At 64.4% G+C, this 13,678-nt stretch carries 16 protein-coding genes and 1 tRNA gene; 11 read left to right on the plus strand and 6 right to left on the minus strand.

Features of this window, described 5'->3' with window-relative positions:
* Nucleotide 1: 1 nt before the first annotated feature.
* The 5 genes from moaC to pssA all read left to right on the plus strand — a co-directional run bounded on the left by moaC (nt 2) and on the right by pssA (nt 3,459).
* Nucleotides 2-481: a cyclic pyranopterin monophosphate synthase MoaC gene (moaC, locus tag EHO51_RS08785; RefSeq protein WP_124738568.1), complete on the plus strand. Its 480-nt coding sequence runs from the start codon at nt 2-4 to the stop codon at nt 479-481.
* A 6-nt stretch (nt 482-487) separates the two neighbouring features.
* Nucleotides 488-613 (plus strand): hypothetical protein, encoded by a 126-nt coding sequence (locus EHO51_RS21225; RefSeq protein WP_281024517.1) that lies wholly within the window; start codon nt 488-490, stop codon nt 611-613.
* A 7-nt stretch (nt 614-620) separates the two neighbouring features.
* A complete protein-coding gene (locus tag EHO51_RS08790) occupies nt 621-1,823 on the plus strand; it encodes a molybdopterin molybdotransferase MoeA (RefSeq protein WP_124738569.1) in 1,203 nt (400 codons plus the stop codon).
* Between the two features lie 87 nt (nt 1,824-1,910).
* Nucleotides 1,911-2,609, plus strand: coding sequence for a phosphatidylserine decarboxylase (locus EHO51_RS08795; RefSeq protein WP_026223026.1), 699 nt, complete (start codon nt 1,911-1,913; stop codon nt 2,607-2,609).
* Nucleotides 2,610-2,616: 7 nt separating this feature from the next.
* Complete coding sequence (gene pssA / locus EHO51_RS08800; protein WP_124738570.1) at nt 2,617-3,459, plus strand: CDP-diacylglycerol--serine O-phosphatidyltransferase; 843 nt, start codon at nt 2,617-2,619, stop codon at nt 3,457-3,459.
* Nucleotides 3,460-3,709: 250 nt separating this feature from the next.
* Here pssA and EHO51_RS08810 read toward each other — a convergent pair whose 3' ends face one another.
* Nucleotides 3,710-4,828: an alpha/beta hydrolase gene (locus EHO51_RS08810; protein ID WP_245434854.1), complete on the minus strand. Its 1,119-nt coding sequence runs from the start codon at nt 4,826-4,828 to the stop codon at nt 3,710-3,712.
* Between the two features lie 318 nt (nt 4,829-5,146).
* Here EHO51_RS08810 and pqqB point away from each other — a divergent pair, with 318 nt between their 5' ends.
* From pqqB to pqqE, 3 genes are read left to right on the plus strand one after another with little or no spacing between them, the layout of a single operon-like run.
* A complete protein-coding gene (gene pqqB, locus EHO51_RS08815) occupies nt 5,147-6,076 on the plus strand; it encodes a pyrroloquinoline quinone biosynthesis protein PqqB (protein WP_124738572.1) in 930 nt (309 codons plus the stop codon).
* Nucleotides 6,073-6,843, plus strand: coding sequence for a pyrroloquinoline-quinone synthase PqqC (gene pqqC / locus EHO51_RS08820; RefSeq protein WP_124738573.1), 771 nt, complete (start codon nt 6,073-6,075; stop codon nt 6,841-6,843). Before pqqB ends, pqqC begins: the two co-directional genes overlap by 4 nt.
* Nucleotides 6,836-8,308: a pyrroloquinoline quinone biosynthesis protein PqqE gene (gene pqqE, locus EHO51_RS08825; protein WP_124738574.1), complete on the plus strand. Its 1,473-nt coding sequence runs from the start codon at nt 6,836-6,838 to the stop codon at nt 8,306-8,308. Before pqqC ends, pqqE begins: the two co-directional genes overlap by 8 nt.
* Before the next feature lies 1 nt (nt 8,309).
* On the opposite strand, the gene EHO51_RS08830 is transcribed toward pqqE, so the two are convergent.
* Entirely contained in the window at nt 8,310-8,783 is a 474-nt protein-coding gene (locus tag EHO51_RS08830) for a cupin domain-containing protein (RefSeq protein ID WP_124738575.1), read from the minus strand.
* A 175-nt stretch (nt 8,784-8,958) separates the two neighbouring features.
* Between EHO51_RS08830 and EHO51_RS08835 the strand changes: the two genes are divergently transcribed.
* A complete protein-coding gene (locus EHO51_RS08835; RefSeq protein ID WP_018408714.1) occupies nt 8,959-9,363 on the plus strand; it encodes a flagellar export protein FliJ in 405 nt (134 codons plus the stop codon).
* On the opposite strand, the gene EHO51_RS08840 is transcribed toward EHO51_RS08835, so the two are convergent.
* The 4 genes from EHO51_RS08840 to EHO51_RS08855 are packed head-to-tail and all read right to left on the minus strand — an operon-like array spanning nt 9,360 to nt 12,798.
* Entirely contained in the window at nt 9,360-9,938 is a 579-nt protein-coding gene (locus EHO51_RS08840; RefSeq protein WP_124738576.1) for a hypothetical protein, read from the minus strand. The genes EHO51_RS08835 and EHO51_RS08840 overlap by 4 nt on opposite strands.
* The gene (locus EHO51_RS08845; protein ID WP_124738577.1) at nt 9,929-10,771 is read right to left on the minus strand and encodes a DUF692 domain-containing protein; all 843 of its coding nucleotides are present in this window, start codon (nt 10,769-10,771) and stop codon (nt 9,929-9,931) included. The genes EHO51_RS08840 and EHO51_RS08845 overlap by 10 nt, the downstream gene beginning before the upstream one ends.
* Nucleotides 10,752-11,675: a TIGR04222 domain-containing membrane protein gene (locus tag EHO51_RS08850; protein ID WP_124738578.1), complete on the minus strand. Its 924-nt coding sequence runs from the start codon at nt 11,673-11,675 to the stop codon at nt 10,752-10,754. The genes EHO51_RS08845 and EHO51_RS08850 overlap by 20 nt, the downstream gene beginning before the upstream one ends.
* Before the next feature lie 10 nt (nt 11,676-11,685).
* Nucleotides 11,686-12,798, minus strand: coding sequence for a COX15/CtaA family protein (locus tag EHO51_RS08855; RefSeq protein ID WP_124738579.1), 1,113 nt, complete (start codon nt 12,796-12,798; stop codon nt 11,686-11,688).
* Nucleotides 12,799-12,956: 158 nt separating this feature from the next.
* Here EHO51_RS08855 and EHO51_RS08860 point away from each other — a divergent pair, with 158 nt between their 5' ends.
* Both EHO51_RS08860 and EHO51_RS08865 read left to right on the plus strand, forming a co-directional pair.
* The gene (locus EHO51_RS08860) at nt 12,957-13,550 is read left to right on the plus strand and encodes a MerR family transcriptional regulator (RefSeq protein WP_245434856.1); all 594 of its coding nucleotides are present in this window, start codon (nt 12,957-12,959) and stop codon (nt 13,548-13,550) included.
* A gap of 49 nt (nt 13,551-13,599) precedes the next feature.
* Nucleotides 13,600-13,677, plus strand: a tRNA-Pro gene (locus tag EHO51_RS08865).
* Nucleotide 13,678 lies beyond the last annotated feature (1 nt).

Genomic DNA, 13,678 nt, shown 5'->3' on the forward strand with positions numbered 1-13,678 from the left:
CATGAGCGCGCTGACTCACATCGGCGCAACGGGCGAAGCGCATATGGTCGACGTATCGGCGAAGGCCGAGACGTCGCGCGTGGCGCTCGCCCGTGGCCATGTGGTGATGGCGCACGAAACTCTGCGTCTCGCCGTCGAGGGTCAGGCCAAGAAGGGCGACGTTTTCGGCGTCGCCCGCGTTGCGGGCATCATGGCGGCGAAAAAGACGAGCGACCTCATTCCGCTGTGCCATCCTTTGCCCCTGTCGAGCATCTCGGTCGAGATCACGCCCGATGACGCGCTGCCGGGCCTGCGCGTCCTGGCCGAAGCGTCTGTCACTGGCAGGACCGGCGTCGAGATGGAGGCGTTGACGGCCGTTTCGGTCGCCTGTCTGACCATCTACGACATGCTGAAGGCGGCGGATCGCGGCATGCGCATCGAGGGCGTCGAACTCGTCGAAAAGCGCGGCGGCAAGTCCGGCGACTGGCGACGCGCCGAATAGTTCGACTTGGGCGGCGCCATCGCTTATCCCGACATCGACATTGACGCGGCGCTTGCGATGGTCGTGCTGGCCGCGCTCACGGCCGAGAGCCTCTGTGCTTTCATTTTCCGCCGCGTCGCGAACGGGGGATAGATTTCGCGTGGATAAGCTTCTTTCCGTTCCCGACGCCCTTGCGCGGGTGCTCGCTGGGGCTTCACGGCTTGGCGAAGAACTGGCCCCGCTGGCGCGGGCGCGCGGCCGCACGCTTGCCGCCGACCTTGTCGCCCGCCGCAGCCAGCCGCCCGTCGCCGTCTCGGCCATGGATGGCTTTGCGCTGCGCGCCGCTGACCTTGCTTCGGGGCCGCTGCGCATCGTCGGCGAAAGCGCCGCAGGCCGCGGCTATGGCGCGGCGCTCCAGCCGGGCGAAGCTGTGCGCATCTTTACCGGCGCGCCGGTCCCGGAGGGCGCCGACGCGATATTGCTTCAAGAAGACGCTGTCGTCGCCGACGGCGCATTGACGGCAGGCGCGCCGCCCGGCCCGCATATTCGCGGAGCTGGCCTCGACTTTCGCGAAGGCGCGGTCGCGCTCTTCGCCGGCGTGCGCCTCGGCCCAGCCGAACTCGCGCTCGCCGCCGCCATGAACCATGCCGCGGTTCCTGTCGCGCGGCGTCCCCGCGTCGCCATCATCGCTTCAGGCGACGAACTTGTGCCGCCTGGCGCCGAGCCCGGCCCCTCGCAGATCATCTCCTGCAATAATCTCGCGGTCGCCGCCATCGCCGAAGACGCCGGCGCCGAAGTGATCGACCTCGGCATCTTCCGCGACGATCTCGCGGAACTCGAACGCGGCGTCGGCCTCGCGCGAGAGGCGCGCGCCGACGTTCTAGTGACGCTCGGCGGCGCGTCGGTCGGCGACCGCGACCTGCTGCGTCCGGCGCTGGCGCGGCAGGGCATGTCGCTCGACTTCTGGAAAATCGCGATGCGCCCAGGCAAGCCCCTGATCCATGGCGCGCTGGGCGACGCGCGGATCCTCGGCCTGCCCGGCAATCCGGTCGCCTCCTTTGTCTGCGCGCTGGTCTTTCTCGCGCCGCTCCTGCGCGCGCTGCAGGGCGATCCAGACGCCGGCGGCGATCGGACCGAACTGGCGATCGCAGGAAGCGCCCTTCCGGCCAATAAGGGGCGGCGCGACTATATGCGCGCGCGGCTCGCCCTGGACGAAAATGGCCGCCTCGTCGCAACGCCGCAGCCGCTGCAGGACTCGTCGCTGCTCACCGAGCTGGCGCAATCGCAAGCGCTGCTGATCCGCGAGCCGGGCGCGACGCCCCTGACGAAGGGCGACGCCTGCCGCATCCTTCGGCTGCCATGATCAGAGGCCGCGCATCCGTGACTTTGGCGCCGCAACATGGCAAAGGAAACGCGCGCGCTGATCAGCCCGCCACGAAAGCAGGCCCGCATGTCGATCATCGATTCCGTCCGTAAGTCGCTCGTCCCGATCCATCCGGAAGGCTACGTCTTCATCGCCGGTTTCGCCGCCGTCTCCTTCCTGCTGGATTGGCTGTCGCCGACGCTCGGCTGGATGGGCTTCATCGCCACCGCCTGGTGCGCTTATTTCTTCCGCAATCCGCCGCGGGTGACGCCGCTGCGCGAAGGGCTCGTCATCTCGCCCGCGGACGGCGTCGTCAGCGCGGTCGGCTTCTTTCTGCCGCCGGCCGAACTCGGCCTAGGAGCCGAGCCGATGCAGCGCATCTCCGTGTTCATGAGCGTCTTTGACGTGCATGTGAACCGTGCGCCAATCACCGGCCGCATTTCGAGAATCGCTTATAAGCCGGGCCTGTTCCTCAACGCCGACCTCGACAAGGCCAGCGACGACAATGAACGCAGCGGCATGGTCATCGAAGCGCCGTCGGGCCGCTTTGGAGTGGTGCAGATCGCAGGACTCGTCGCGCGGCGCATCGTCGGATTCGTCAAGGAAGGCGAGCAGATCGGCGTCGGCGACCGTTTTGGCCTCATTCGTTTTGGGTCGCGCGTCGACGTCTACATGCCGTCATCGGCCCGGCCCATGGTGGCTATCGGGTCTCGCGCCATCGCCGGCGAGACGATCCTCGCTGACATGACCGCCGGCGCCCCTGCGCTGTCATTCAAGGCGGGTTGAACAAGTCATGGCCGATCCCTTCTTCTCCGGGCGCGATTCGCAAGAAGGAACCCTGACGCCCTCCGAACAGCGTCGGCTGCGATTTCGCAACATTCCGTTGCGCATCGTTCTTCCCAATCTCGTGACGCTGCTCGCCCTGTGTATGGGGCTGACGGCGATCCGCTATGGAATCGAAGGACGATTTGAAACGGCCGTGACGGCGGTGATGGCCGCGGCGGTGCTCGACGGGCTGGACGGCCGCTTGGCGCGCGCCATCAAGGGCACGTCGCGCTTCGGGGCGGAACTCGACTCGCTTTCGGATTTCGTCGATTTCGGCGTCGCGCCCGGCCTGTTGCTGTATCTGTGGACGCTGCACGAGATCAAAGGCCTCGGCTGGTTCGCCGTGCTCGTCTTCGCCATCGCCGGCGCACTACGGCTCGCCCGCTTCAATGTGACGATGGACGATCCGAGCAAGCCCGCCTGGCATGCGGAATTCTTCGTCGGCATGCCGGCGCCCGCCGGCGCCGTGACGGTGTTGCTGCCGCTCTATCTGCATTTCTCCGTCTTGGAGCTGCCGGCATCCAAGGCGATGACGCCGTTTTACATCGTCTATGTGCTCGGCATCGCCTTCCTGATGGCGAGCCGCATTCCGCATTTCTCCGGCAAGCGCATCGGGCGCATACCGCGCGACCTCGTCATTCCGGTGCTTTTCGGGGTTGGCGTAACGGCGCTGCTGCTGGCGATCTATCCGATGGAGCTGCTCGCCGTGCTGAGCGTCGCGTTCCTCGCCGCTATTCCGCTTAGCGTGAGGCGCTATAACAAGCTCGCGAAAGCGGAGGCGGAAAAAGCGGCGGCGCTCAAAGAGGCGTGACCGTAAGCAATAAGCGCTGGCGCGTCAAAAGCGATCTTTGCGATCACGATAATTTCCCGCCTTTGCCCCCTTCGCGACTTCTGCCAGTTGATCGCGCTCCGGCACGGGAACGAGCAGCACGCCAGATCCTTTGGGGATGAACGCAAACTCCTGGCCGGGCTGCCATTTGTGCTTCTCGTAACCCGCTTTTGGGATCGATCTGAAATTTCGCGGAGAGAGTGGCGGAGTCGGGGGTCCTCATACGTAACTGTCACTGAGCGGCGGCGAGCGGCGCCAGCGGCTGGACCTCGACTTTCTGATTGAGCGGCGGCGGCCCGACGGGGGCGGTTCCGCCGCTCGCGTCAATCACCGCTTGCGTCTCGGCCTCGCCAGGGCGCGGGGCCGTCAGCTGCGCGCCGATCTTTCGCACCACGTCGGGCGCTTCGGCGAAGGCGCCATGGCCGACGAAGTCCGTCGAGAATGACGAGATGTCATGCACGGCGACGCCCAATCGATCCAGCTCCGACTTGTCTTCAGGATTGGTGGGGTTCATCGCGCCGAGACGGGGACGGTCTCCGGCGATGCGCGACGCGAGCGACAGCGCGCGATCATTGTTGGCGACGAAGATCGACACATGCCTAGGATCGACGCGCGCAACCTGTTGGCGGAAAACATTAAGATCAATGTCGGGCGCGGCCAGCATGACCTCGCCAAGTTTGCCGTCGAGATCCGGATGGCCGGACTGCGCGACGCCGCGTAGCGTCTCCATCGTCAGCCACGCGCCCATCGAATGGGCGAGAACATGAATCCGTCCGACGCCCGGCGTGCGCGACAGTTCGACGACGAACTTCTCAAGCGCATCGCGTGAGACTGTCGCCGCTTCCTTGTCGGACTCATAGTTGAACAGCCCGCCTCGGGAATTCCAGGTAAAGAGCGCGGGAACGCCAGAGAAGCGTCCGTCGGCGACAATCTGCGCCAGACGAAAGCGCGCCTCCTCGACTCCGGTGTTGAAGCCGTGCACGTAAAGCAGCACGTCGCGCGAATTGCCGATGCGACCCGAGACGTGCGAGGCGACTTCGCCGTAGAACTCGCGCTCATCCATGTTGCGCTTCGACAGCACTGTGAAATGCCGACGCCGATCGGCGCCGCCGAAGCTTGGACGCTCGAGGCTTCCAGCGCGATGGTTGAGCGGGACGCCAATCGAAGTCAGCGAAAAATGCGCGCGGCCGTCGTCTGTCGCGCCTTCGGAACGCCGCGTCGAAGCGACGAAAATGGCGACGTCCGACGGCTCCCCCTGGGCTCCAGAGGCAAGAGAAACGGCGTTGCCGACGTGGCCGTCGACCATGCGCATGCCGTCCGACACGCAGCCGCCAAGCGATGCCGCGATCAAGAGCGCGCATAAGCGCGTCAGCGTTTCTTTTCCATGAGTGCGCAAATTGGTTGGCTCGATCCAGCGCCTGTTCGGAACTGAATCCGCAGCGGCGCGCTTCGACTGAGGCGCTTCGCCTCTCCACCGTCGTTTCTGACGAAAGAAAGCGACCAAAGCGGGGCGAGACGCCCGCCGCAACAGGGAAAAAGTCTCGACATTTCATGAAGCCCGCGCAAATCGGTCGCACTTGCGCGAATGTGGGTCGCCTGCGCATAGTGCCAAGAAAATAACATTCAGGGAGATCCGACGTGGCGGCGCGCCCGCTATGTCGAAAAGCCAATGCGGATCATAATCTTGGGGTCGGGCGCCGGCGGCGGCTTCCCGCAATGGAATTGCAACTGCGCGAATTGCCGGGCTGTCCGCGCCGGAGCGCCCGGCTTTTTGCCGCGCACACAGTCCTCATTGGCGGTGAGCGCCAATGGCGCAGACTGGCTGCTGCTCAACGCCTCGCCTGATCTGCGCGAGCAAATCGCCGCCACGCCCGAGCTTGCTCCGGGCCCTGACGACGGTTTGCGCGCGAGCCCGATCAAGGCGGTGGCGCTGACAAATGGCGACGTGGACCATGTCGCGGGTCTTCTCAACATGCGAGAAGCGCAGCCGTTCAGCCTCTACGCCGCAGGACGGGTTCTCGATGCGCTCGGCGCCAATCCGATTTTTACGATCCTGCAGACGCAGCTCGTGCCCCGCATTGAGCTTCGCATAGAAGAAGCCGTGCCTGTCACCGGAGCGGGCATCGATCTCGGTCTCGCGATCCGCGCCTTTCCCGTTCCGGGCAAGATCGCGCTCTACCTCGAAAACGCCAATGCGCCGAATTTCGGAACAAGCGCCGGCGACACACTGGGGCTGGAGATCATCGAAGCCGGAACTGGCGACTCGTTCTTTTACATTCCGGGATGCGCCAAGGTTGACGCGGACCTCGCCGATCGGCTCCGCGGCGCCAAGCTTGTCTTCTTCGATGGCACGCTTTTCCACGAAAACGAGATGATCGAGCAAGGCCTGCTCGGCAAGACCGGCTCGCGCATGGGCCACATCAATGTCAGCGGCGCCGACGGCTCCATCGCCGCGTTCGCGCCGCTCGACGTGAACCGCAAAATTTATGTGCACATCAACAATTCCAATCCTCTGCTCAACGAATTCTCGGACGCATATGCGACCGCTCAAGCGGCCGGCTGGGAAATCGGCGAGGATGGCATGGAGGTCGACCTGTGAACGAGATCGTAGCCATTGATTGGCGCGGCGTCGCGCCCCTCCCCCGCGACGAATTCGAAGCTGCGATCCGGGCGGTTGGCGCCGAGCGCTATCACGACAAGCACGAGTTTCATAAGCTGCTGCACGGCGGCAAGCTCAACAAGGATCAGGTCGCCGCGTGGGCGCTGAACCGCTACTGCTATCAGGAGGCGGTGCCGCGCAAGGACGCCGCTTTCATGAGCCGCGTCCATGATCGCGAGCTGCGCCGCGAGTGGATACATCGCATCCATGATCATGATGGACTTGGCGAAGAAGGCGGCGGCATCGAGCGCTGGCTTGTGCTTACCGACGCGCTCGGCTTCTCGCGCGATTACGTGACATCCCGGCGCGGCGCCCTGCCCGCGACAAAATTCGCCGTCGAAGCCTATGTGCGCTTTGTCGTCGAGCAGGCGCTCGTCGTTGCGGTCGCGTCTTCGCTGACCGAACTCTTCGCGCCGTCGATCCATCGCGAACGCATCGTCGGAATGCTGGAAAATTACGATTTCGTCGACGACCAGGTGATGGCCTATTTCAAACGCCGGCTGACCCAGGCGCCGCGCGATTCCGAGTTTGCGCTCGGCTATGTGCTCGATAACGCCAAAACCCGCGCCGAACAGGAAGCCTGCGTCGGCGCCGTGCGGTTCAAATGCGACGTCTTGTGGGCGCAGCTTGACGCATTACATCACGCCTACGTCACGCCCGGGCCGATCCCGCCCGGCGCATGGCGGCCAGGAGAAGCAAATGTCTGAGGCGCACGCCTCGCGGTTCGTGATTGCGCCGGATTCGCGTCCGGCCTTCACGCGCTACGCGCGGCTGCATGAAGACCGCGCGCGCTCTCGAACGGTTATTCTCGCGCCCGAGCGCGCCTATGAACTCGATCCGATTGGGCTCATCGTGCTGCGCGCGATCGACGGCGCAACGCGCCTCGCCGATCTGTGCGCGCGCCTCGCGCAGCAATATTCCGCGCCCCTCGACATCATCACGCGCGACGTTACCGCGCTGCTGCAGGGGCTCGCCGACAAGCGACTGCTGCGCGACGGGACCGACGAATTCGCAGCGCCGCCGCCGTCCGCCTTCGCCGCGTCGATCGCGCCATTCGCGGGTGGACCTGCGGGGCTGCTCGCCGAGCTTACCCATCGCTGCCCGCTGCAATGTCCCTATTGCTCCAATCCGCTGGAGCTCGAGCGCTCGAATACGGAACTCACCGCCCATGAATGGGGCGAGACCTTCCGTCAGGCGGCGTCGATCGGCGCGCTGCAGCTGCATCTTTCCGGCGGCGAACCCACCGTGCGACGCGATCTTGAAGAGATACTCGCACAGGCGGTCGACGCGGGGCTCTACACCAATCTCGTCACCTCCGCCGTTCTGCTGACGCGCGAGCGGTTGCAGCGTCTCGCCGAGATCGGCCTCGATCATGTGCAGGTCTCCATCCAGGATGTCGTTCCCGAGAGCGCCGACCGAATCTCTGGCTATCAGGGCGGCGTCGCCAAGAAGCGCGACGTCGCGCGATGGACGCGCGAATTCGGCATGGGGTTGACGATCAATGCGCCGATGCACCGGCAGAACATTGCGCATCTGCCGCAGATCATCGATTTCGCCGTCGAGGTCGATGCGCAGCGCATCGAGATCGCGCATATTCAATATTACGCCTGGGCGCAGATGAACCGGGCCGCGCTCATCCCGACGCGCGAAGCTTTTATGGAAACGGTCGGCATCGTCGACGAGGCGAAGAAGCGTCTCGCCGGCGTTCTCAATTTCGATTTTGTCATCCACGATCATTACGCGACGCGGCCGAAGGCCTGCACCGGCGGCTGGGGGCGTTCGATCATGGCGGTGACGCCGTCCGGCAAGGCTCTGCCCTGCCACGCCGCGCAGACCTTGCCGGGACTGAGCTTCGACAATGTGCGCGAGAGACCGCTCGCCGACATCTGGCGGAACGGCGCAGCCTTCAACGCCTTCCGCGGCACGGATTGGATGAAGGAGCCCTGCCGTTCTTGCGAGCGCCGCGAAATCGATTTCGGCGGTTGCCGCTGTCAGGCGTTCGCGATAGCCGGCGACGCCGCGGCGACAGACCCCGCCTGCCACCTCTCGCCGGATCATGCGCGCTTCGCCGCTTACGCGGAAGTTGAATCGCACATCACGGCGCCGGACTTTATCTACCGCCGCTATGGCGGCGCCGCGGCGTCAACGGCGCGCGCCAAAGAGCCGGCGTGACCTACCGCTGAGCCGCGCGAGGATCGTCGCGCGGGTCAAGATAGGTGATGTTCCACGGGCCGACGCCAGTCACTTGTATCACCGTGTCGTCTTCGAAATTGACCCAGTGGCCCGCTTCCGCGGGCGTCGCCGCAAAACCGCCGGCGGCAAGCGTCTTCTCGGCGTTTGGATCGACCTTGGCTCCCTGACCGTAACGGACGGCCCCCGACAACACCGTCATCGTTTCCATCCCGCTGTGCTTATGCGCGCCAATCTTATATCCTTTGGGCGCGCGCATTCTCAGTATGTAAGGTCCGCCCTGCGTCGGATCGCCGAACAACATCGCGACTTCCGCGCCCCTCGGCAGTTCTGCCGGACCCGCCTTCCATTCGAGTTTTTCTTGCGAAAAGACGGAGCCTGGAGCTTCCGCCATCGCGGCGATGGGAGCTGCGAGGCTGATGGCCGCGCCCGCAAGAATTGCAGCAAGATTTCGCATAGCTTTGGCCTCCAAAGCGCCCCTTGCTTGAGATAGTGCGCCGAAGACACACAGGGACGAAGAATTCAAAAATTCGATTTCGGTAACAAACGAGCAACTTCCACAGGGCATATTGAGCCTTGTCTCGCGGAGTTAAGGATTTGTTTCGCATAAGTTGCGTAATGGAGCTTGTCGCATGAAGTCGCGGGATACGCTTGTCCGTCTCAAACGGTTCCAGGCCGAGGAAAAACGCCGGCGCGTCGTCCAATTGAATGCAATGATCGGTGAATTCACGCGCATGGCCAATGAACTCGACCGTGAAATCGGTCAGGAAGAGCGGCGCGCCAACATCGACGATCCCAATCATTTCGCCTATCCGACTTATGCGCGGGCGGCGCGCACACGACGCGACAACATCCTTGCGTCGATCGCGGAACTGCGCGGCCAACTCGAAGAAGCCGAAGCGCAGTTCAAAGAAGCCAGCGAAGACTTCGCCAAGGCGCAAAGCCAGGAAGCGCGGGATCGCGGCGCCGAGCGCATGGTCGATGTCGTCGCCGAGCGGCGCCACGCCGAAATGCCGGAAGTTTTGCGCAGGGTTTAAGGCTGAAATAGCCGCCAGCGCAGCCTGCCTCGAGGCGCGCGCGCCCAAACGCCAAACGTTTTTCGGCGAACGGCGCTGATCTCTTCGCCTCTGGCGAGAGCCCGGGCGACCGATGCGACATTGAAATCAAACGCTCGGAAAAAAAGCGTCCCGCCGGAACGCCCGGCGTCGATGAAGGCCAATTCGAAACGCGCGAGGTCGGCGACCCAGCGCGGCCCCAATTCGCACTTTGCGACACGCGTATCGAGAAATGCAATCAGCGCCACAGCGTCCGAGCGATTTGTCGCCTCTCGCGCAGCGCCGCCGATCGCCTGCCGGAAAAGCGCATCGAATCGATCGCCCAACGCGCGCGCTGTGAGCGGCAACGCCCTGCGCGCATAAAGCGCGCGTTTGCCCGTCAGGCTCTGTGCAAAGGCTTCGATTTCGCGACTGTCGATTGCGGCGAGGCGCTGCGTGTCATGCATGCTCAGGCCGAAACGCGTCGCCACGGCGATCGGCGCTTCGAAGAATTCCCGCCGCAGATCATCGTCAGTGAACAGGCGCGCGAGCAGCGCCTGCGTCTGCGCTAACGCCATCGCCCGTTCTCCACGAGCGTCCGTCGCGCACGCGCCACTTCATCGATGAGTTCGCCGAACGGCGGCATTCTTTCGTCGCGCTCGAGGATGACGGCCTTGACCGGCGCGCGGGCGATGACGCGATCATAGAGCCGCCAAACGGCGTCGCTCGTCGCGGCGTCATGGCTGTCGATCAGCAGGCCGTCGTGCTGGCGTCCGCCGGCGTAGTGGATCTGCACGAGCCTGTCCCATGGCCAGCGCTCGAAGTCGCGTTCGAGATCGACGCCGAAATTCGTTGCATTCACATGCATGTTGGCGACGTCGCACAGCCAACCGCATCCGGTCGCGTCGAGCGTGCGCGACAAAAATTCAGGCTCGTCCATTTCGCCGCCTGGAATGCGCACCACGCAAGTGATGTTTTCCAAGATCAACGGCGTCTTGATGCGCCTGCGCACAACTTCGACATTGCGCGCGACGACGTCGATCGCTTCCTGCGTAAAAGGCAGCGACGCAAGATGGCCGATGCTGATTCCGCCCGCGCGCGTGAAGCAAAGATGTTCGCTCCACCAGGGCGGATCGATGCGTTCGATCAGCGCGGCGACTTTATCGAGATAGCATGAGTCGACGCCGTCCGCGCTTCCGATCGAGAGATCGAGACCATGCGCGACGAGCGGAAAATGCGCGCCTAAAAGCTCGAGTTCAGCGAGCTTTTCTTTCGATGCGTCGAGATAATGATCAGCGATGATTTCGATAAAATCGACATCGTCCCGCCGGGCGAAGAGATCGGCGCGAAACTGCGGACGATAGCCAAGTCCGGACCCGAGGGCCGGCGCGTCAATCGCGGACGCCGCCATCGCTCGCTCCGCCGTCGCCGCAACTGCCGCCGCAGCTTGTTCCGCAATCGGCGCCATCGCTTCCCGAGCCGCGGCTGAAGGCTTCGGCGAACATTGCCTCCGTCGTGCCCTTGAGCGGCGCGAATCCATAAAGGCCGATGAGAAACAGCGCGGCGCCGTGGAACGCGCGCGCTTCGGGTCCGGGCGATCCGATGTGACCGACGGCCTCCTTCAGACGACCGCCATAGGCGAGCCGCATTGCGTCAAGATAGGCGTGGCCGCGACGGCTCGCATGGGTTCTGGTCAGCACATAGGCAAGCGCAAAAAGCGACGCGACCGACGCAGCCGCGAGAAAGACCAGATAGGCGACATTCACGGCGCCCGCTGTCCATTCCACATAGATCTTGGCAAGCGCCAGACCGACGATGATCAGCGTTCCGCCGATCTGCGCGCGCCGGCGCCAGGTCTTCACGGACTTGGGCTTGATCAGGTCATCCGCGGCGAGCTTGGCGCGCAGCGGCGCAAGCTGTTCCAGCAGCCAGCGCCGCAAGCCGCGATCTTCGAACAGCGCATGCGCCTTCGGCTTCGCCTGCACGGCTTCGAGCAGGCGCGTCTCCATGGCGTTGAGTTCGCCCGGCTCCGGCTGCTCATCTGCAGGAATCACGTGATCCTCCGCGGCGAGGACGACGAAGCCGCGCTGCGCAAGATCATAGATCAGCGTTCGGATGACCTGATTGACGCCGCCCTGCAGGAAGGCGACCTCCATCGCGTCGGGGTTCTGCGGCACGGGCGGCGGCGCGCGGCGATCGGTACGATCCGCGAGCCGAATGCAAAGGTAGGTGGTCGCCAGCACGAGGATAACGACGAGGCCGAAGACGTTGAGGAATTCTGGCCCGGGAAGATTAAGGATCGCAATATTCTGCACGCCAACCGCCTCAGTTCGTGATCACGTCTTGCACAAGCCGTCGCGCCTGCAGCGTGGCGACGCCCAACACCGCCATGCCGATCGCCTGATGCGCCAGCGCCAGCGCGAGATGCGGGTCGCCGGCGAAGGGCGGCTCGACGAGCACCAACGTCGCAACGCCAAGCGCGATCTGCATGAGCACATGGCCGAACAGGATCACGGCGCCGCGGCGCGCGCGTCCTTCGGCATTGATCCACGCGTCCAGAAGATGCCCGAGCGCCAGAGCGAAGATCAGATAGGCGATCATGCGGTGGAAGAATTGGACGGTGACCGGATTGTCGACGAGATTGGTCCAGACCGGCTCCAATCGCCACAAAACGTCGGCCGGAGGAACGAAGACGCCATCCATCAACGGCCAAGTGTTATTGACGAGTCCCGCCCGCAGTCCAGCGACAAGGCCGCCGACGAAAATCTGCAGAAACACAAAAGCCAGGATCGTCAGCGCGACCGCCTTCAGCCGACCCGCGCCCCCATGCACGAGAGAGACGGCGCGCGGCCCGAGGCCGCCAGCCACCCATAAACAGGCGGAGAAGATCAGCGCGGCGAGCAGCAAGTGAATCGCAAGGCGCTCCTGCGCCACCTCGATGCGATTGACGAGGCCGGATGCGACCATCCACCAGCCCACGCCGCCCTGGAGCGCCCCGAGTGCGAGAATGCCGACAAGCTTTGGCTTCGCCGAACGCGGCAGGCGGCCGGTCGCCCAAAACCATATGAGCGGAACGGCGAAAACGACGCCGATCACCCGTCCGAGAAGACGATGCGCCCATTCCCAAGCGTAGATGTATTTAAACCCGGCGACATCCATGTCCGGGAACAGTTCCCTATATTGCGGAATCTGCTTGTATGCCTCGAACGCCTCCTGCCACTCCTGCTGGGACAGCGGCGGCAGCACGCCGGTGACGGGCTTCCACTGCACGATCGATAGGCCCGATTCGGTCAACCTGGTCGCGCCGCCGACGATGACCATCAGAAAGACCAGCCCCGCGACGAGCCACAGCCAGTTGCGCACCGCCCGGGCGTTCGCCTCGGTCGCATGGTGTCTGATCGCCGGAACCGGTTGGGGAAAATGCAGCCAATCTTCCATGAGACGCCGAGGTTGGGGGGCGGATGACGGCGGCCAGTTAAGGGATGCGGCCCTCGCTTGTCCACACCCCGCGGCCGTCTCCGGCAGGTCGGGCCAATTTGGCTGAAAACTGCGCCGCTGCGGGTGTTAGAATAGCGCGGCTTGAGTCGAGGGATCAGGTGTCGGGCAAGAGCGATGAAGCGATGCGCACGATCGGCGAGGTCGCGGCGAGCCTCGACCTTCCCGCGCATGTGCTGCGCTTCTGGGAAACCCGTTTCAAGCAGATCAATCCTCTTAAGCGCGCAGGCGGGCGGCGCTTCTACCGGGAGCGCGACATTGAACTCGTGATCGCGATCCGCCGCCTGCTCTACGACGAAGGCTATACGATCAGGGGCGTGCAGCGCATCCTCAAGGAGGCTGGCGTCGAGGCGGTCCTGGCGGGCGCGGGGCGACGCCAAGGGGATCCGTCCGGGACTCCCTCCCCTTCCCGTCCGGGCGTGAGCGAGGGACGAATCGGGTCAGCGCGAGACGAAGACGAGACGGAAGCGGCCCTCTCGGCCGACGAACTCGCCGCTCTGCGCACGCACGACCCCGATCTGGCGGGAATCGAAGCCCAGGACGCGGCTCCCGTCGTCGAACTTGACGCGCCACTGGCGCCGCCTTCGGCCCGCGGCGAACCACGCCCCCTTGCCGCGCCACAAACGAGAATCCTACGCGAGGTTCTGGCCGAGATCGAGGAATGCAAGCGCCTGCTCAAGTTGACCAGACGATAGCGACCCAGGCGTTGCCAGCGCCGCGCCGCCTCACTATAACGGCGCCAGTCGGAGTGTAGCGCAGCCCGGTTAGCGCACTTGTCTGGGGGACAAGGGGTCGTGGGTTCGAATCCCGCCACTCCGACCAT

Origin of the sequence: Methylocystis rosea, assembly GCF_003855495.1 — a bacterium.
GTDB lineage: Bacteria > Pseudomonadota > Alphaproteobacteria > Rhizobiales > Beijerinckiaceae > Methylocystis > Methylocystis rosea_A.